This window comes from Chryseobacterium sp. II3a (genome assembly GCF_057815135.1).
Genome location: NZ_JBYPZJ010000004.1, coordinates 241,636 through 260,341 on the forward strand (window position 1 = coordinate 241,636; position 18,706 = coordinate 260,341).

The 18,706-nt window shown below is 35.8% G+C and carries 16 protein-coding genes; all 16 read left to right on the forward strand.

The features are described 5' to 3' along the window. The 16 genes from rpoC to AC3HD6_RS12450 all read left to right on the forward strand — a co-directional run bounded on the left by rpoC (nt 1) and on the right by AC3HD6_RS12450 (nt 18,493). Nucleotides 1-4,266: a DNA-directed RNA polymerase subunit beta' gene (rpoC, locus tag AC3HD6_RS12375; RefSeq protein WP_488896596.1), complete on the forward strand. Its 4,266-nt coding sequence runs from the start codon at nt 1-3 to the stop codon at nt 4,264-4,266. A gap of 87 nt (nt 4,267-4,353) precedes the next feature. Then, nucleotides 4,354-4,659 carry a DUF3467 domain-containing protein gene (locus AC3HD6_RS12380; protein WP_002976436.1) on the forward strand — a complete coding sequence of 102 codons (306 nt, stop codon included), beginning with the start codon at nt 4,354-4,356 and terminating at the stop codon, nt 4,657-4,659. A 306-nt stretch (nt 4,660-4,965) separates the two neighbouring features. Further along, nucleotides 4,966-7,812 (forward strand): T9SS type A sorting domain-containing protein, encoded by a 2,847-nt coding sequence (locus AC3HD6_RS12385; RefSeq protein ID WP_488896597.1) that lies wholly within the window; start codon nt 4,966-4,968, stop codon nt 7,810-7,812. Between the two features lies 1 nt (nt 7,813). Further along, nucleotides 7,814-8,269 carry a hypothetical protein gene (locus AC3HD6_RS12390; RefSeq protein WP_488896598.1) on the forward strand — a complete coding sequence of 152 codons (456 nt, stop codon included), beginning with the start codon at nt 7,814-7,816 and terminating at the stop codon, nt 8,267-8,269. 59 nt (nt 8,270-8,328) lie between these two features. Beyond that, on the forward strand, nt 8,329-8,832 hold the full coding sequence (locus tag AC3HD6_RS12395) for a hypothetical protein (protein WP_488896599.1): 504 nt from the start codon (nt 8,329-8,331) through the stop codon (nt 8,830-8,832). A gap of 37 nt (nt 8,833-8,869) precedes the next feature. Beyond that, nucleotides 8,870-11,056: a TonB-dependent receptor gene (locus AC3HD6_RS12400; RefSeq protein WP_488896600.1), complete on the forward strand. Its 2,187-nt coding sequence runs from the start codon at nt 8,870-8,872 to the stop codon at nt 11,054-11,056. 213 nt (nt 11,057-11,269) lie between these two features. Next, nucleotides 11,270-11,917 (forward strand): Crp/Fnr family transcriptional regulator, encoded by a 648-nt coding sequence (locus AC3HD6_RS12405; RefSeq protein ID WP_488896601.1) that lies wholly within the window; start codon nt 11,270-11,272, stop codon nt 11,915-11,917. Nucleotides 11,918-12,044: 127 nt separating this feature from the next. Beyond that, the gene (locus tag AC3HD6_RS12410) at nt 12,045-12,887 is read left to right on the forward strand and encodes a DUF5777 family beta-barrel protein (RefSeq protein WP_488896602.1); all 843 of its coding nucleotides are present in this window, start codon (nt 12,045-12,047) and stop codon (nt 12,885-12,887) included. A 1-nt stretch (nt 12,888) separates the two neighbouring features. Beyond that, a complete protein-coding gene (locus AC3HD6_RS12415) occupies nt 12,889-13,236 on the forward strand; it encodes a hypothetical protein (RefSeq protein WP_488896603.1) in 348 nt (115 codons plus the stop codon). 11 nt (nt 13,237-13,247) lie between these two features. Then, complete coding sequence (locus AC3HD6_RS12420) at nt 13,248-13,790, forward strand: YceI family protein (RefSeq protein WP_488896604.1); 543 nt, start codon at nt 13,248-13,250, stop codon at nt 13,788-13,790. Further along, on the forward strand, nt 13,787-14,311 hold the full coding sequence (locus AC3HD6_RS12425; protein WP_488896605.1) for an ankyrin repeat domain-containing protein: 525 nt from the start codon (nt 13,787-13,789) through the stop codon (nt 14,309-14,311). The genes AC3HD6_RS12420 and AC3HD6_RS12425 overlap by 4 nt, the downstream gene beginning before the upstream one ends. A gap of 1 nt (nt 14,312) precedes the next feature. After that, entirely contained in the window at nt 14,313-15,074 is a 762-nt protein-coding gene (locus AC3HD6_RS12430; RefSeq protein WP_488896606.1) for a DOMON domain-containing protein, read from the forward strand. A 146-nt stretch (nt 15,075-15,220) separates the two neighbouring features. After that, the gene (locus AC3HD6_RS12435; RefSeq protein ID WP_488896607.1) at nt 15,221-15,823 is read left to right on the forward strand and encodes a GrpB family protein; all 603 of its coding nucleotides are present in this window, start codon (nt 15,221-15,223) and stop codon (nt 15,821-15,823) included. Between the two features lie 9 nt (nt 15,824-15,832). Beyond that, nucleotides 15,833-16,228: a cytidine deaminase family protein gene (locus AC3HD6_RS12440; protein ID WP_488896608.1), complete on the forward strand. Its 396-nt coding sequence runs from the start codon at nt 15,833-15,835 to the stop codon at nt 16,226-16,228. Nucleotides 16,229-16,261: 33 nt separating this feature from the next. Further along, entirely contained in the window at nt 16,262-17,098 is an 837-nt protein-coding gene (locus AC3HD6_RS12445) for a GNAT family N-acetyltransferase (protein WP_488896609.1), read from the forward strand. Nucleotides 17,099-17,209: 111 nt separating this feature from the next. Next, a complete protein-coding gene (locus AC3HD6_RS12450; RefSeq protein WP_488896610.1) occupies nt 17,210-18,493 on the forward strand; it encodes an alkaline phosphatase family protein in 1,284 nt (427 codons plus the stop codon). Nucleotides 18,494-18,706 lie beyond the last annotated feature (213 nt).

Sequence of the window (18,706 nt, forward strand, 5' to 3'; positions counted from 1 at the left end):
ATGTCAAATAAAAATAAATCAAGTAGATTTAATAAAATAACCATCGGTTTAGCTTCACCGGAGTCTATTTTACAGGACTCAAGAGGGGAGGTTTTAAAACCGGAAACTATTAACTACAGAACTCACAAGCCTGAAAGAGACGGGCTATTCTGTGAGAAAATCTTTGGTCCTGTAAAGGATTACGAATGTGCTTGTGGTAAATACAAGAGAATTCGTTACAAAGGAATCGTTTGTGACCGTTGTGGAGTAGAAGTTACTGAGAAAAAAGTAAGAAGAGAGAGAATCGGGCACATCAATCTTGTAGTTCCAATTGCACACATCTGGTATTTCCGTTCATTACCAAACAAAATCGGATACCTTCTTGGAATTCCTTCTAAGAAATTAGATATGATCATCTACTACGAAAGATATGTAGTGATTCAACAAGGTATTGCTAAGAAATTAGACGGTTCTGATTTCGAGAACATGGAATTCCTTACAGAAGAAGAGTACCTTGACATCATGGAAACTCTTCCTATCGAGAACCAATATCTTGATGATTCTGATCCAAACAAATTCATCGCTAAAATGGGTGCTGAAGCTGTTGAAGAATTATTAAAGAGAATTGATCTTGATGCATTGTCTTTCGACTTGAGACATAAAGCTCACAATGAAGGATCTAAGCAAAGAAGAACTGAAGCTCTTAAAAGATTGAACGTTGTAGAAGCATTAAGAGGTGCTAATACAAGAATGATCAACAGACCAGAGTGGATGATTATGCGTGTTCTTCCTGTTATCCCACCAGAACTAAGACCATTGGTTCCATTGGATGGAGGACGTTTCGCAACTTCTGACTTAAATGACCTTTATAGAAGAGTTATTATCAGAAATAACCGTTTGAAGAGATTATTGGAGATCAAAGCTCCTGAAGTAATCTTGAGAAACGAGAAGCGTATGCTTCAGGAATCAGTAGATTCATTATTCGATAACACAAGAAAATCTTCTGCAGTAAAATCTGAATCAAACAGACCATTGAAATCACTTTCTGATTCATTGAAAGGTAAACAAGGTCGTTTCCGTCAGAACTTACTAGGGAAAAGGGTTGACTACTCTGCGCGTTCGGTAATTGTTGTAGGACCAAACTTACAGCTTCACGAATGTGGTATTCCTAAAGATATGGCAGCTGAACTTTACAAACCATTCATCATTAGAAAACTAATCGAGAGAGGAATTGTAAAAACAGTAAAATCTGCGAAGAGAATTATCGATAGAAAAGAACCAGTAGTTTATGATATCCTTGAAAACGTGATGAAAGGTCACCCTGTCCTATTGAACAGAGCACCTACGCTTCACAGATTGGGTATTCAGGCTTTCCAACCTAAGATGATCGAAGGTAAAGCGATCCAACTACACCCGTTAGTAACAACAGCATTCAACGCCGATTTCGATGGTGACCAGATGGCGGTACACTTACCGTTAGGACCAGAAGCGATCCTTGAAGCTCAGTTATTGATGTTAGGTTCTCAAAACATCTTGAACCCTGCAAACGGTTCTCCAATTACGGTACCTTCTCAAGACATGGTTCTTGGTCTTTATTTCATGACTAAAGAATTAAGTTCTACAGAAGATATGAAAGTAAAAGGTGAAGGTCTTGCTTTCTATTCTCCTGAAGAAGCGGAAATCGCTTATGCAGAAGGTAGAGTTTCATTAAATGCTAAGGTAAGATGTAGACTACCAATCAAAGAAGACGGTGTAATCGTAACAAGACTGATCGAAACTTCTGTAGGTAGAATCTTATTCAACCAAATTGTACCTAAGCAGGTAGGATATATCAATGAACTTCTTACGAAGAAATCATTGAGAAACGTTATCGGTAAGATCCTTGCTGATACGGATTTCCCTACAACGGTGAAGTTCTTGGATGCAATGAAAGATCTAGGGTATTCAAACGCATTCAAAGGAGGTCTATCGTTCTCTCTTGGAGATATCGTAGTACCTGTGGAGAAAAAGCAGATGATTGCTAGTTCAATTGAAACTGTTGACGAAATTAGAGCTAACTATAACATGGGTCTAATTACCGATACAGAACGTTATAACCAGGTAATCGACGTTTGGACTAATACCAACGCTGGATTAACTGAAATGATCATGAGCAGAATGAAAACTGACCAAGGTGGTTTCAACTCTGTATACATGATGCTTGACTCTGGGGCGAGGGGTTCTAAGGAACAGATCCGTCAGTTATCGGGGATGAGAGGTTTGATGGCGAAACCGCAGAAAGCTGGTTCTACCGGTGCGGAGATTATCGAAAACCCGATCCTTGCGAACTTTAAGGAAGGTCTTTCCATCTTAGAGTACTTTATCTCTACCCACGGTGCTCGTAAGGGTCTTGCGGATACCGCTCTTAAAACTGCCGATGCTGGTTACCTAACCAGAAGATTGGTAGACGTTGCACAGGACGTTATCGTTACAGAAGATGACTGTGGAACATTGAGAGGAACAGAAGTTACTGCACTTAAGAAAAATGACGAGATCGTTGAAAGAATCTCTGAAAGAATCTTAGGTAGAGTATCTTTACATAATATTTATGATCCTGAGACAGACGAGCTTATTGCTAGTGCAGATCAGGTGATCATTGAATCATTGGCGAAGAGAATTGAAGAAGCTGGATTAGAAGCTGTGGAAGTTCGTTCACCACTTACTTGTGAGGCTAAGAAAGGTATCTGTGCGAAATGTTACGGTAGAAACTTAGCAACTGGTAAAGTGATTCACATGGGTGAAGCGGTAGGTGTAATTGCAGCACAGTCAATTGGGGAACCAGGTACTCAGCTTACGTTGAGAACCTTCCACCAAGGGGGTACTGCAGGTAACGTATCAGAAAACCCATCTATCGTTGCAAGAAGAGATGGTATCGTTGAAATGGATGAAGTAAGAACAATTACTTCTGAAGATGAAAACGGTAATACAGCTGAGGTTGTAGTTTCTCGTTCAACAGAATTCAGATTAGTTGCTGATAATGAGTCTAGAACTCCATTAATGGTAGCTAACGTACCTTACGGATCTATCTTATCTGTGAAACCAGGTGATAAAGTGAAGAAAGGAGATACAATCTGTAGATGGGATCCGTATAACGCGGTAATCATTGCTGAAACTTCAGGTAAGGTAGAATACGAGGATATCATCCAGGGTATTTCATTCCAACTTGAAATTGACGAACAAACAGGATTCGAAGAGAAAGTAATCTCTGAATCTAGAAATAAGAAAGCCGTACCTACCCTAAAGGTGGTAGACTCTAAAGGTGTTGAGCAAAAAGCTTACAACTTACCGGTAGGAGCCCACTTAATGGTAAACGATGGTGAGAAAATTAAGGCTGGTAAAGTCCTAATCAAGATCCCAAGAAAATCTGCAAAAGCAGGGGATATCACCGGAGGTCTTCCGAGAGTTACCGAATTATTCGAAGCAAGAAACCCTTCAAACCCAGCAGTTGTTACTGAAATCGACGGGGTAGTTTCTTACGGAAAAATTAAGAGAGGTAACCGTGAATTGATCGTTGAGGCTAAAACTGGAGAAAGAAAAATTTATTTAGTTAAATTATCTAACCAGATCTTAGTACAGGAGAATGACTTCGTGAGAGCTGGTTCACCACTTTCTGACGGTTCAATTACTCCAGACGACATCTTAAGAATTAAAGGTCCAACAGCTGTTCAGGAATACTTAGTAAATGAGATCCAGGAAGTTTACCGTCTACAGGGGGTAAAAATCGACGACAAGCACTTCGAAATCATCGTAAGACAGATGATGACAAAAGTATCTATCGTGGATGGAGGTGATACTCAATTCCTAGAAGGAGCTCTTGAGCACAAGTATGACTTCTTGGAAGAGAACAATAGAGTATTCGGTCTTAAAGTAGTAGTAGACGCTGGTGATTCTAAAGAATTTAAGCCAGGTCAGATGATTACTGCAAGAGAATTAAGAGATGAAAACTCTAAATTGAAGCGTGAAGATTTAGCGTTAGTAGAAGTAAGAGAAGCTCTTCCTGCTACAGCAACTCCTGTATTACAAGGTATTACAAGAGCGGCACTTCAAACGAAATCGTTCATGTCTGCAGCATCGTTCCAGGAAACAACTAAAGTACTTAACGAAGCAGCAGTAGCTGGTAAGATTGATGATCTTAACGGTCTTAAAGAAAATGTAATTGTAGGACACAGAATTCCTGCAGGTACAGGTCTTAAAGAGTATCAGAATGTTATCGTAGGTTCTAAGAAAGAATTCGAAGACCTTAACTAAAATTAATGATTTGAAATTTGGGATTTGAAATTATTTTTATATTTTCACAATCTCAAATTTCGAATTTTAAAAACATAATTTATAACAATGGACAACAATCAAAATCCACAAGACGGAAACATCAACATCGAATTAAACGAAATGGTAGCTGCTGGTATCTATGCTAACCTAGCTTTAGTAAACCACTCTCCATCTGAATTTGTAGTAGACTTTATTCAGTTGATGCCAGGTGTTCAGCAAGCTAAAGTAAGATCAAGAGTTATTCTTGCTCCACTTCACGCTAAAAGAGTATTAAACGCTCTTCAACAGAACATCGCTAACTACGAGCAGCAGTTTGGAGAAATCAAAGAAGTTGAGCCTTTCGTATTAGGAGGAAACAACGTACAAGCTTAAGATTTTTCTTACAATAAAATAAGAATGCCCTGGTGAAAACCAGGGCATTTTTTTATATGATATTTACCCGGAAGGGAATGTCTATATTTAAAAATTAATATTCTTTGAGTGTAATTAATTCACAGATATGTTCCTTTTATATTTTATTATGTTTTTCATAATTCAGTCCGCTATTTTGGCGAATAAAATGTTTTGAATTTAATTTTGTTTAGCTTTATTGATTTTAATTATAAATTATTTGTATTTAGTTAATTAATATTAAAATATTTCATTTTCCTTAATTAAATTTGCTGAAAATTGAAAGGAATGAAAATTTACCCTGTTGCAGCAGCTCTACTCTGCATTAATGTCTATGCACAACAGCATAATACGACACAAGCCAATCAGAAGCATTTGCAAGAACTTTATGCTAAATATGAGAAAGGTCTTAAAAAGTCTCATAAGAATGCAAAATTAATGGGAACTCCTCCAGACCTGTATAATGAGGAGGATTACAAAAGAACCATGGATCCTGTAACAGGAAATGTTAATTTTGAGAAATTAGTAAAAGTAAATAAGGAAATTTTGATGGGGCAGTATAAAGCTGCTCAGCCAATGTCTTTTATTACCGGTAACCAAGGATTTGCAGCAGGGAAAATAATTAATGAGCCCTGGATTGAAAGAGGACCTTATAATGTAGGAGGAAGAACAAGAGCAATTATGTATGATCCAAATGATCCTACGGGTAAAAGAGTTTTTGCAGGTGGAGTTTCCGGCGGGCTTTGGGTAAATCAGGATCCTTCAGTGAGTACAAACGAATGGCAGCCGCTAAGTACATTTTGGGCGAATACCTCTGTAGTATGTATTACTTATGATCCTAACAATTCTCAAACCTTTTATGTAGGAACAGGAGAGTCATCTACAAGTGATGTGGTAGGTTCCGGTATCTGGAAAACTACAGATGGAGGTGCTACATGGACTCAGATTTTTACCGTTCCGGTTACCTATGCTACTAATGGTGTAAGAAATGGAAATTTCTACATTAATGATATTAAAGTAAGAAACAATAATGGTGTTTCAGAAATATATGCAGGCGTAAGCGGTTCATATGTTGGAATTTCATTTAATGACGGATGGCAGGGACTTAGCCAGGCTGGTTTATATAAATCTGTAGATGGTGGAGCTACTTTTACTAAGAATACGAACTTACTTGCAATGAATACAACTACCAATGTAGTAAGTACAACAGGATATTCTATCCAGCAAATAGAAATAGGTGCTGATAATTCGATATGGCTTTCCACAAGAAGTTCGCGTTTTTCAAATATAGATTCAGGAGGTAGAATTTTTAAATCTACTGATGGAAATACTTTCAATCAGATGTACAATGTAGGAAGTAGTGGATCAAGGGTAAACTTTACACTTTCCAAAACAGATGCTAATAAGGCTTATGCTTTTATGCAGGGCGTTGGATCAGCAGAGCCCATCAGAATTGTAAAGACAGCAGATGGTGGAGCTACATGGCAGTCCACTTCCGATACTCCGCAAGTCATTAAATTACCAAAAGCTACAGATACCAGCATTCCTACTAATGACTTTACAAGAGGACAATCTTTCTATGATCTGGTGATTGCAGCAGATCCTTTAAATGATAATACACTATATATCGGAGGAATAGATTTATTTAAATCTATCGATGGAGGTGTAAATTGGACACAGATTTCAAAATGGTCCAACAATAATGCCATGGCTAATTTATCTGTTTCTACAGTACATGCTGATCAGCATGCTATTGTTTTTAATCCATTCCAAAATTATAGTACCAATCAAATGATGTTTGGTAACGATGGGGGAATCTTTTTTGCGGCTAATAAAGAAAGTATTGGTGCAGTTGGGGGAATGGTTGCCAGAAATACAAGGTATAATGTGACACAATTCTATGGAGCTGTATTGAATCCAACCAAAACTCCAGCAAACGAAGAATTATTGGCTGGAGCCCAGGATAATGGTTCATGGTGGTTGTATGGGGTACCTCAGGCTAATAATTTTCTTACCACCCAAGCCGCTACAGGAGGAGACGGAATGTATCCTGAATACGATGATCAGGATCTGTATGAAATTTCCAGTTATACCAATAATAATCATTATTTACTCAATGAATCTCCTACTACTAGCTATCTGATTACAACTTCTGCCAATAGAAATACAGGACATTTTGTAAATGAAATTGCTTTGGACAGAATCAATAATGTATTTTTTTCTTTCCGTTCCGGGCTTACGCTTTTCAGAACAAGTGGACTTACGAATACTTCAACTACATTTACCAACAACCAGGTGAGTGTAGGGACAGCACAGAGTGGCGAAGAGATCTCATGGTTAAAAGTTTCTCCTTATACTACTGCATCTTCTACACTTTTTGTAGGAACCAATTTAGGACAAATCTTTAAAGTAAGCAATGCCAATACAACATCTTATACTGTGGCAGCATTAAAATCTCCTGCTACAGGAACGATTTCTGATATAGAGTTTGGTGCTAATGAAAATGAAATTCTGGTAACATTATCCAACTATAACCAAATCAGTGTATTTTACTCAACGGATGGAGGGGTAACATGGCAGAATAAAGAAGGGAATCTACCAGATATGCCTGTAAGAACTATTCTTAGAAATCCAGATGATCCTAATGAGGTATTGGTAGGTACAGAATTAGGAGTATGGGGAACAACCAATTTTCTTTCTTCATCACCTATCTGGGCATCGGTAACGGGAAATATCGGAAATGTAAGAGTAACTAACCTTGATTACAGGCCTTCTACAAAAACCGTACTGGTTTCAACCTACGGAAGAGGAGCATGGACAACCCAGAATACAGCAACTCTGGCAACTTCAGAAAATTCGGCGACATCACCAAGAACAATGAATAGGGTATATCCTAATCCATCCAAGGGAATTGCTCGTTTAAGATTTAATACTTCTAATCATAGTATGGTAGACATCAGTATTTTTGATAAAGCCGGAAGATTGGTGTACAGCAAAAAGAATGTAAAATCTGACGAAGAATTTGGTCAGAAAATGGAACCTGGTAATTATATTCTGAAAGCTGAAGATAAAGGTGAAATTGTGTATAGCGGTAACTTTTTAGTAATCGGCCGTACCGGAGGTGATGATGATTAAAATGAATAATCCATTATTATTAATACTATTTTGGGTACTGGCTTCCTGTGGAATGCCAGTATCTAATTTTCAGGATCGATCAGTCTCCGTTATTTCTGCTGAAAAAACAGAATGGTCCGGTGGAAGAGCTGGGATAAAAGGGGTAATGTATACTGTAAAACTGAGTAAAAAAAATAATGTTGTGATACAATCCCTGATGGCAGAAGGAAACAAAATTTCATTTAGTCAGAATATCGCGGGGAATAGTATTGTGATACAAGGCAATCTGCAATATAAAAACAATAATGATGCAAATGTTGAAGATTTACCGGTAGGAGCCTCAGTAGAAAGTACAAGGCTGAACGGCAACTTCAAAAAAAGTTGGATAGAATACACCTTGAAAAATTCTAATAAGTCCTATAGAATCAGTATTCCAAAGTTCACTTCAGTAGAAGTGAAGGAAGAACTGGCTCCTTAAAATATTACTCATTCTTGAATAAAAAATTATTTTTTATCTTTTTATGTATTCCGGTCATCATGTTATTTAATAATGTGGCTTATAAGTTTGTTTCTCATGTAAAAAGAAAATTATACGAGCATACACAATATAATATTTCCCGGGATCCTTTGAAGAAATCAAAAACTGTATGCTTTACAGAAGAAGATCTTACCAAAGCAGAATGGAAAGAAGATCAAGAATTTGTGCTCAATGGATTTTCTTATGATGTGGTTCATGTGAATAGAATAAATGGTAAAAAAATCTATTTCTGTTACCTTGATAAAAAAGATATCATCATTAATTCATTGGTGGATTTCTCTAAAAAATTAACCGTTAAAAAAAGAAACCTGAGAACTCAGATCGATCTCCCGGGGCATAAGAAGGTTTTGCTCAAAACATCCTGTTTTACCATTCTTGATGGAAAAGAGTTTCCTCTTCTTTTAATATCGGATCTAAATGCAATACCCATTCACTATTACCTATTAGAAAGTACTCATTATTTATCCATTAGTATTCCGCCTCCGGAGCAGCACTTTGTCTAAAGTGAATATAATATTAATGATAACTAATTTTTAAATAATGAAAAAATATATATGCATAGCAGCAATGTTAGGCTGCGCTATAGCTCATGCCCAACAGGTGCAGGAAGGATCAATTGATGAAGTTAATATCCTTGGTAGAAAGAAAATAAAACAGGAACGCGCAGAATTCAAAAGACATGCACAATCCGTAGAAACACTCTCTGAAGAAGACCTTAACAGGAATAACCCTGCTGCCATTGACCAAACATTGTCAACAATGCCAGGACTTCAGGTAGATAAACGAACTAATTTTGGTGGGCAGAGGCTTGTTCTTCGTGGATATGGAAATGACCAGAAATTTAATAACTGGGGAGTGAAGGCTTATTGGAACAATATGCCATTAACCAACGCTGAAGGGGTAACTGTTCTTGATGATGTTGATTTTGCCTATGTAACCAATGTTGAAGTTATCAAAGGCCCTGCAGCAACCATGTATGGCGGCGGAGTTGGAGGAGCAGTCCGTTTTTACACTCGTCCTGATTTTACAAAAGGAGTTTCTGTTTCAGAAAATGCTATGTTTGGCGCTTTTAAAACATTCCAGTCGAGAACGCAGTTGAATGTCGCTGATGAAAATTATTCTATAAGTGCAGCATACGGACATCTTGAAACAGATGGATATAGACCTAATGGTGGTGGATTGAAGAATTTTTTTAATATAAATGGTACCGTTAAGCTGGGGAAAAAAGACCAGTTAAGTTTCTTTGCAAGCCAGGCGTACTCCTATGAACATACTTCTGGGCAGATTTCCTATGATGATTATTATGCAGGAATAGATAATGGAAATCCGGCTTACATCCGAAAAAATTCAGGAACGAAAATAAAATCAACAAGAGTAGGATTAAGTAATATGGTAAGTCTTACTTCCAATTTGAGAAACTATACTACCCTGTTTTATTATAATGCAAATACGGAAAGTGTTTCAGCTGGAGCCTATGGAATTACAAGTGCTCCGAATGTAGGACTACGTTCCACTTTTACATTAAAGAATGAGTTTAAAGATTTTGAAAACCGTTTAGACTTTGGAGCAGAAATACAAAATTCAGTATCTACTACTTCAAGCTACCGATTTACAGGTTCTGAAACTGAGCCTTTGCAGACAACGGGGATGAGTGGAGCTTCTTATTTTAAATATAATAACAATCAATCCACATATTTTGTGATTGATTATCTTACTTATAAGCCCTGGGGACTTACCTTGTTGGCAGGTGTAAGCGCTAATAGAACAAATTATGATAGAAAAGATCTTTATGCACTACCAGGCTTGATTGCCGGGCGTAAGGACCAATCATTCAACAAAAAATATGATATGGCGTATATGCCTCATTTTGCTTTACAGAAAGAATGGAAACATCAGATCTTTAATTTGAGCTATAGTGAAGGGTATAATTCTCCTACAGCAGCTTCATCATATATCACCGGTACGAATATGACGAATGATGATTTAAAACCTGAGCGTGCAAGAATGATAGATTTCAGTGTGCATGGGCTTTTAATGAATACTAAAATAGATTATCGTATTTCAGCATTCAGAATAGACTATTCAGATAAACTTACTCAGTTGTTAATTCCAGGAAATGCAGCTAATCAGACGTATTGGGCTAATACCGGAAGCCAGAAAAATACTGGTTTGGAAGTGAGTGTAGGATATCAGTACAAAACAGAAAATTCTTTTGTTGAAAGAATTGTTCCGTTTGTAAACCTTTCTTATTATGATACGAAGTATAAAGACTTTTCCATGTATGATCCGAAATATATAGACCCTGTTACAGGAAAGACGGTAGGGAAATTAATGGTATACGATCATAAGACTGTGGTAGGAGTTCCAAGGAATAAATACGCGGTAGGGTTAGATATCTTTACGAAACCAGGATTCTATCTTGTAAATACCTATAATTATCTTGGAAATGTATACTCAGATTTCGGAAATTCCAATCTTGTAAAAGGTTTTGGATTGCTAAACTCAAAATTAGGCTTTAAGAAATCCTTTAATAAACTGGATGTTGATGTTTATGTAATGGGTAATAATCTTACTAATCAGATCAATTATACCTTTTTATTCTTAGGGAATAATATTAATGATTCCGATACAGGAAGTGGGTATCCTAAAGGAGTCGCCACAGATCTTAATCCAGGGCCTAACAAATCGTACTTCTTTTATGGAGTAAATCTTAAATACAGGTTCTGATCTTAAATAAGAATTCTGATAAAAACTGTTTCATTTTTTATGGAACAGTTTTTTGTTATATATTCTTAATGTTTTGTATTGTTTTGTAGTAAATTTTTTATTATGTTATGTCTTTTTATGTTGTTTTTATATGGATAACTGTAAAATTTTATTTTATTAATGAATAATATATCCTAATGTTTATATTTGTTATAAAATATTGACAGAAAGGATATGAGCAATCAATTTATAATTCAGAAATTCGGTTTTCTGGGAAACGACTTTATGGATGAGCTTAATAAGCATGCTGTTTTAATAGAAATAAAGTCTAAAACCGAAATTATAAGAGAAGGACAAAAGAATAAATATGTACCTTTTTTAATTAAAGGATCCATAAAAGTTTTTACACTTAATGATGGAAGAGAATTGATCTATTATTATATCAAAGAAAGTGATAGCTGCCTGATGACTTTTTCTTCTATTTTTACAGATTACATAAGCAGGGTATATGCTGTTGCTGAGGAAGATTCCGAAGCGTTGCTTGTTCCAGTGTCCATTATGCATAATTGGTTGCTGCGATTTCCTGAGATCAATAAATTGTTTTATCATGAATATGACAGACGTTTTTCTGAAGTAATGAGCATGGTAAACGATGCTGTTTTTCATCGCCTGGATAAAAGAGTTCTTAATTATATCAAACAACAGATTTCCGCTACCGGAAATAATCCCATAAAGATTACCCACAGAGAAATTGCCAATAATCTTGGAACTTCCAGAGAAGTAGTAAGCAGAGTGTTGAAAAAAATTGAAAGTGATGGAGATATTTTACAAACTAAAGAAGGAATCAAAGTTGCTGTAAATGAAAATGTTAGATTTATCTAATTTATATTGTTTTAGAACTTTTTACCTTATGATTGATAAAAACGATCTTCTTGGTGACTTTTATCACACATTTTTGAATTGATAAGACGATAGATTTGTTATATCATAATTTAATACAAATTGTTATATGACAAAAGCTCTCTTATTTTTGTCGGTATTTTCATCAGTTTTTGCTTTTGCACAGGAAGATCTGCTGAAAGATATTGATACTATTAAAACCAATTCGGATACCTCGCAGCCTGCATTCAAAGCATTGCAGATTGTAACAGGGCAATCCACTAAACTTGCTGCCAAAAAAGAATGGTATATGGTTGTTGCACACCGGTTTGGTGATGTAAGTGCAGGGTTTAAAGATTTTTTTGGACTGGATAATGCTTCTACTAAACTCGGAGTAATCTATGGTGTTACAGATGCCATATCCCTAAGTCTTTCCAGAGAAACAAATATGAAAACCTTTGAAGGCGGCATAAAATATAAATTAGTAAGACAAAACGAAAACTTTCCGGTAGATATTGCCGGCTACAATGTGATGGGGGTGAATACAGCCCTTGATAAAGATACATATCCTCACCTTACGTTTAGTGACAGGTTATCTTATCTTACACAAGCTTTAATTTCCAGAAGGTTTAGTGATAAGTTTTCATTGCAGCTTACTCCTTCATATGTACATAAAAATCTTTACGAACCTTCTATTGAAGATAAAAATCAGTTTTTAGCAGGTCTTGGCGGGCGCTATAAAATTTCAAAAAGAATTTCTGTAAATGCAGAATATTTTGTGAATTTCGATAATCACAGTTTCTATAAAAATCCTTTGTCTTTAGGGATGGATATAGAAACCGGAGGGCATGTCTTCCAGCTTTTATTTACAAATTCCCAGATCAATTCAGATATAGGATATCTTACGAATGCAACCGGAAATTGGGGGAAAGGACATATTTTCTTTGGGTTTAATCTTTACAGAGTTTTTTAATATGAAAAGAGCAAAATACATACTGACCCTATCATTAGCTGTGGTGATCATTGCCTGTGAAAGCAGAACTTACGAAGAAGTTTCAGAAAATAAGCCCATCATCTTACCTGTAAAATATACAACAGATATAAAGCCGATTATGGATAACAGCTGCATCGGTTGCCATTCTGCAGGAAGTTTTAAACCTTTAGCCACTTATGACCAAGTTAAAAGTAACATAGACGGAATTTTAGATCGCATTCAAAGACCAAATGGAGATCCAGGAAAAATGCCTAAAGGAGGTTCATTATCTGCAACTCAGATTAATATATTTATTAAATGGAAAGCCGATGGATTAAATGAAAACTAAAAATATTTGATATGAAAAAACTAACACTATTGACTGCAGTCCTGCTTTTTGCCGGATATGCTTCAGCCCAGAAATATAGTTCAAAAACAGGTAAACTAACATTTGAAGCATCAGTACCTCTATTTGATGATATCTATGCCCAGGATGATAATAATATGGTCATTCTTAATGCTGATACAGGCGAAATGGCATCTGTTTCTGTAGTTAAAAATTTCCATTTTAAAACGAAGTTGATGGAAGAACACTTCAATGAAAGTTATGCAGAGTCTGCTAAATTTCCTAAGACTACATTCAAGGGGAAAATTGTAGGGTTTGACAAGTCAAAATTAACAGCCAGCCCGCAAAAATATACAGTTCAGGGAACTTTAAACTTCCATGGAGTAGATAAAACAATAGCCTCTGCTGCTTCAATATATATAAAAGAAGGAAAGATTTATATGCAGGGAAGCTTTGTAGCAAAACCGGCAGATTATAAAGTAACAATACCTAAGGTAGTTACTAAAAAAATTGCTGAAAATGTAAATGTTGAATATAACTATATACTGATAAAATGAAAAGCCTGATCATCATAGTGAGTATATTCCTAAACTCTCTATTATGGGGGCAGGGAAAAGAAAAATCAATATTTGATATTGCCAGAAGTGGAACGGTAACAGAAGTAAAAGAACTGATGAAAAAGAATCCGGATATTATCAACCAGATTAATGAAAATGGTTTCTCTCCCCTTATTTTGGCTTGTTACAGAGGAAATGTAGAAGTAGCAGAATTTCTGATTAATCATGTTAAAGATGTCAACTATAAAAGTAAAGAAGGAACTGCTTTGGCAGGACTGTCTGTAAAATATAACAAAAAGCTGGTAGAAGATTTATTAAAGAAAAATGCAGATCCCAATATTGCAGACCCCACAGGGTATACCCCTTTGTTCTGGGCTGTAAAATTCGGGAATAAAGAGTTGATAGAGCTACTGCTGAAATACAAGGCAGATAAGACATTAAAGGATTCAATGGGAATGACTCCTTTCGAATATGCTTTAAAAGCAGACAATAAAGAAATTATAAATCTTTTAAAAAATTAATATGAAAAAAACTTTACTTACACTCAGTATGGTCCTTGCAAACTTTGCCTGGGCTCAGTTTTCGTCAGGAACGGTGCCTCTTTCAGCTACTGGTATGACGGTGAAATTAGATACTACCCCATCGGGACTAACCATGACAGTAACAGGTGACAGCAATTCTATGTTAGGAATTGGTTTTGGAGGAAACGGTGTAGATACCGGTGGTATGGCATCGGGTTCAGATGGATTTATTTATAATGCGTCTGCCAGCAGAGACTACACATTTATAGGAAAAACCACCCCTAATCCCGATCCTGTACAAGATTGGACTGAAACATCCAATACCGTTTCAGGAAGTACCAGAACAGTTGTTGCTACGAGATCACTTTCTGGAGGGCCGGGAGATTTTGCAATTGCTAATGCCGCAGGAACAATCAATATCTTTTACTCTCGTAAAAGCGGAGGTTCTGCTTTGGGTTATCACGATGCAGGAAGAGGATACGCAGTATTAACAATGACAGCCAGTACTTTATCTGTAAATGAAACGGTAGCAGAGTCTAAAAAAATGATTCTTTATCCTAACCCTGCCAAAACATCGGTAAGTCTTAAGAATTTCGATAACGTAAAATCTATTGATATTTATGAAAGTACAGGAAGAAAAGTAAGATCATTAAAACCAAACCAGGAAAAAATCAACATTGAAGATCTGAAATCCGGAATTTATTATTTTGAAATTCTGTTGAAAGACGGAAGTACATCTTACGAAAAACTTATTAAAGAATAATCGTAAAAAAACACATCTAAATATTCAAAAGAATGCCTCTGATTTTTCAGAGGTATTTTTTTATTGATCAATTTGAAAATTATTGAAATGCTTTATTCTAAAGGGACTCGTTGAATTTCCATATATTTGTGTACAACTGGAACGTCATGAAAATTACCTTTGAAAAATACAATCCTTCGTGGAAAGAACAGTTTGAATCCATTAAAAATGAACTGGAGAAGAATATCGGCTTGTTGCATCCAATCATAGAGCATATTGGAAGTACATCAGTAGAAGGATTATCAGCCAAACCCATTATAGATATTATGATTGGATTGAAAAATGAATCAGAACTCGATAAAGTTCCTCCATTATTACAAGGAAAAGATTATGTATATTATCAAAAGTACAATGAAGATATGCCATATCGTCGTTTTTTCATTAAGCTTACAGATGAACCTCATAATCTGGGATTTCCGGAAATTATTTATTCAGAATCTGAAATTCCTGAAGAACTTCACAATCATCATCATCGCATAGCCCATATTCATACAATTCCTGTTTCATCAGAACATTGGCTTCGCCATATTGCGTTTCGGGACTATCTTCGTACTCATCCTGAGATAAGAGAGGAATATCAGCAGTTAAAAGAAAAGCTTAGTACCATGGAATGGTTTGATGGTAATGATTATAATGAAGGAAAAGATCCGTTTATCAAAAGAGAAGAAAAGAAGGCCGTCCAATGGTATTTAAACAATAAAAAACTTTAATACTTTACCATGAGAAAAGATTTAAAGGAAATAGCCAGCCAGTTGGCGAAATCCAAAATATTAAATGATTTTATAGAGTATGGAGGAGTAGCTGCTGCTATTGAAACAGCAGATGGAAATATATATACGGGAATCAGTATTGATACAGCATGTTCTATGGGGTTTTGTGCCGAACATAGTGCGGTAGCGGAAATGTTGAAGAATGGAGAACATTACATTAAGGCAGTAGTAGCGGTGGGAAGTGATGGAAATGCCGTACCGCCTTGCGGACGCTGCAGAGAACTAATGAGTCAGTTATCTAAAGAAAACCTTAATGCTGTCATAGAAGTTAAGAATGGGATTTTTGTGACTTTAAAAGAATTGATGCCCTATGATTGGAAAGAAGACCTTGGAAGAGAATGGTAGTTATAGAATCAATAAATTAAAAAATAAAGATCCATGGAATTTAAAACTTTAGCGAATGTAGATATAGAAGAGCTTTTAGCCGTATTTAATTATTCTTTTTCTGATTATATTGTTCCTTTTCATTTGACCAAAGAAGTACTTATTGCTAAAATTGCCACTGAAAAATTAGATATGAATCTATCAGTAGGTGCTTTTGAAAATGATCAACTCGTAAGCTTCATTCTTCAGGCAGAAAAAATGGAAGATGGGCAGAAGATTATTTACAATGGCGGAACCGGAGTAATACCAGAAAGTAGAGGGAATGGCTTAGTAAGAAAAATGTATGATTTTATCATTCCTGTTTTAAAAGAAAAAAATGCAGATGTATTACTGCTGGAAGTGATTGAAGGAAATCAGGGCGCAATCAGAGCGTATGAAAACTTAGGATTTACAAAGATCAGGAGATTACTTTGTTTTAAAGGAAATATCAATTCAGGGGCAGTAAAAATCAATGTTACAATCAAAGAAATGAAAGATTTCCAATGGGAAGAACTTCAGTCTTTCTGGGATATAGAACCTTCATGGCAAGGTGCCATTTTTGTACTGAATCCAATGCCGGAAAACTTTAAAGCTTTAGGAGCCTATGCTGGTGAGAATCTGGTAGGTTACATCATTTACAATCCTACATCTGGAAAAGTACACCAGATTGCAGTGCATAAAGAGTATAGAAACCAGGGAATAGGTGCTGGACTTTTTGCAGCTATAGCAGACGGACAGCCCATTGCTATTAATAATGTAGATGAAGCGTCTAATGAAACCGCTGTATTTCTTGAGAAAAAGATAGGCCTTCAAAATTGGTTATCACAGTTTGAAATGAAGCGTGATATTTAATCAGGCACTTTTTTATTTCAATTTAAGAATAATTGGTTTTAATATACTTTTAATCCCCTAAACTTTTCAGGGAGCAGTAGAGAATGTAACTTTGCCGAAAATTTTAAAATAATGAAGCGAGGAATCCATTTTTTACTGCTGTTTATTTCTTTAACTATTTTTGGTCAGCAAGGAATTGCAGATACTGCTCAGATAGTAGTGCCGGGCCGTCATAATAGCGTTGAAAATCAGTCAAAACCTTATGTTATTATGATTTCCACAGATGGTTTTCGATATGATTACGCTAAAAAATACAATGCTGAAAATCTGCTGAAACTTTCTGAGAATGGAGTGAAAGCAGAAGCTATGATTCCAAGCTATCCAAGTATTACTTTTCCCAATCACTGGAGTCTTATTACCGGACTTTATCCATCTCATCATGGTTTAATCGATAACTTTTTCTACGATTATAAGAGAAAAGAAACCTACGCGATGAGCAATAAAAAAAATGCAGAAGATGGAAGCTGGTATGGCGGAACCCCTCTTTGGGGATTAGCGGAAAAGCAGGGAATGGTATCTGCCTCTTTAATGTGGGTAGGATCTGCCAGCGATGCAGGAGGAATGAGACCTTCTTATTATTATCCATATCATGAAAAATTTATTCCCTCAGAGAAAGTAGAAAAAGTAGTGAACTGGCTAAAATTACCGGAAGATAAAAGACCACACTTTATTTCACTGTATTTCCCAGAAGTAGATGGAAGTGGACATCATTTTGGTCCAGATACCAAAGAAACAGAGGTAGCCGTTCACCTGATTGATCAGGCAATAGGAGATTTAGTGAAAAAGGTCAATGATTTAGGATTAAAAAATGTCAACTTTGTTTTTGTTTCAGATCACGGAATGATTAAAGTAGATGGTGGAACACCATTGGAAATCCCGGCTCTTCTTTTTGATAAAAACAGATTTGATTTTTACAACTCGCAGACGCTGTTGAGAGTGTATGTTAAAAATCCGGATGAGGTAAAGGCTGTTTATAAAGAACTAAAAGCTCATAAAACAGAAGACTACGATGTGTATTTAGATAAAAAATTACCAAAATATCTGCACTTTGCAACAAGAGATGATCAATACAATAGAATAGGACAGATTCTTCTTCTTCCGAAAGCTCCGAAAATATTTCTGGAAAAAGGCAAGAAAACTTCCGTAGGGAAACATGGGTACAATCCAAGAGCAGTTCCTGAAATGAAAGCAACTTTTTACGCATGGGGACCGGAATTCAAAAATAATGTAAGGATTGATGAATTTGCTAATGTCAATGTTTATCCTTTAGTTGCTGAGGTTTTAGGATTAAAAATTGATCAGCCGATCGATGGAAAGTTGAATGTTTTAGGAAAGATTTTAAAAGATAAAAAATAGATTTTAATTTAATAGAATCGCAATGCAAAATGTATTGCGATTTTTTTTATTGATTCTTTAATCAGTTTCGCCGCACCAAAGGTGCGGCGAAACTGATTTTAATATAATAATTGCAAGAAATAAATGCATAAATATTATTTAAACTAAATACAGATTGTTTAATTATTGCTTTTTGTGCTTTTTTTTTATAATTCCTATATTGTATTTTTATAT

Bases quoted from the DNA above. Each gene is read 5' to 3' on its own strand.
- rpoC (WP_488896596.1), top strand. From the start codon at position 1: ATGTCAAATAAAAATAAATCAAGTAGATTTAATAAAATAACCATCGGT.
- AC3HD6_RS12380 (WP_002976436.1), top strand. From the start codon at position 4,354: ATGGACAACAATCAAAATCCACAAGACGGAAACATCAACATCGAATTA.
- AC3HD6_RS12385 (WP_488896597.1), top strand. From the start codon at position 4,966: ATGAAAATTTACCCTGTTGCAGCAGCTCTACTCTGCATTAATGTCTAT.
- AC3HD6_RS12390 (WP_488896598.1), top strand. From the start codon at position 7,814: ATGAATAATCCATTATTATTAATACTATTTTGGGTACTGGCTTCCTGT.
- AC3HD6_RS12395 (WP_488896599.1), top strand. From the start codon at position 8,329: ATGTTATTTAATAATGTGGCTTATAAGTTTGTTTCTCATGTAAAAAGA.
- AC3HD6_RS12400 (WP_488896600.1), top strand. From the start codon at position 8,870: ATGAAAAAATATATATGCATAGCAGCAATGTTAGGCTGCGCTATAGCT.
- AC3HD6_RS12405 (WP_488896601.1), top strand. From the start codon at position 11,270: ATGAGCAATCAATTTATAATTCAGAAATTCGGTTTTCTGGGAAACGAC.
- AC3HD6_RS12410 (WP_488896602.1), top strand. From the start codon at position 12,045: ATGACAAAAGCTCTCTTATTTTTGTCGGTATTTTCATCAGTTTTTGCT.
- AC3HD6_RS12415 (WP_488896603.1), top strand. From the start codon at position 12,889: ATGAAAAGAGCAAAATACATACTGACCCTATCATTAGCTGTGGTGATC.
- AC3HD6_RS12420 (WP_488896604.1), top strand. From the start codon at position 13,248: ATGAAAAAACTAACACTATTGACTGCAGTCCTGCTTTTTGCCGGATAT.
- AC3HD6_RS12425 (WP_488896605.1), top strand. From the start codon at position 13,787: ATGAAAAGCCTGATCATCATAGTGAGTATATTCCTAAACTCTCTATTA.
- AC3HD6_RS12430 (WP_488896606.1), top strand. From the start codon at position 14,313: ATGAAAAAAACTTTACTTACACTCAGTATGGTCCTTGCAAACTTTGCC.
- AC3HD6_RS12435 (WP_488896607.1), top strand. From the start codon at position 15,221: ATGAAAATTACCTTTGAAAAATACAATCCTTCGTGGAAAGAACAGTTT.
- AC3HD6_RS12440 (WP_488896608.1), top strand. From the start codon at position 15,833: ATGAGAAAAGATTTAAAGGAAATAGCCAGCCAGTTGGCGAAATCCAAA.
- AC3HD6_RS12445 (WP_488896609.1), top strand. From the start codon at position 16,262: ATGGAATTTAAAACTTTAGCGAATGTAGATATAGAAGAGCTTTTAGCC.
- AC3HD6_RS12450 (WP_488896610.1), top strand. From the start codon at position 17,210: ATGAAGCGAGGAATCCATTTTTTACTGCTGTTTATTTCTTTAACTATT.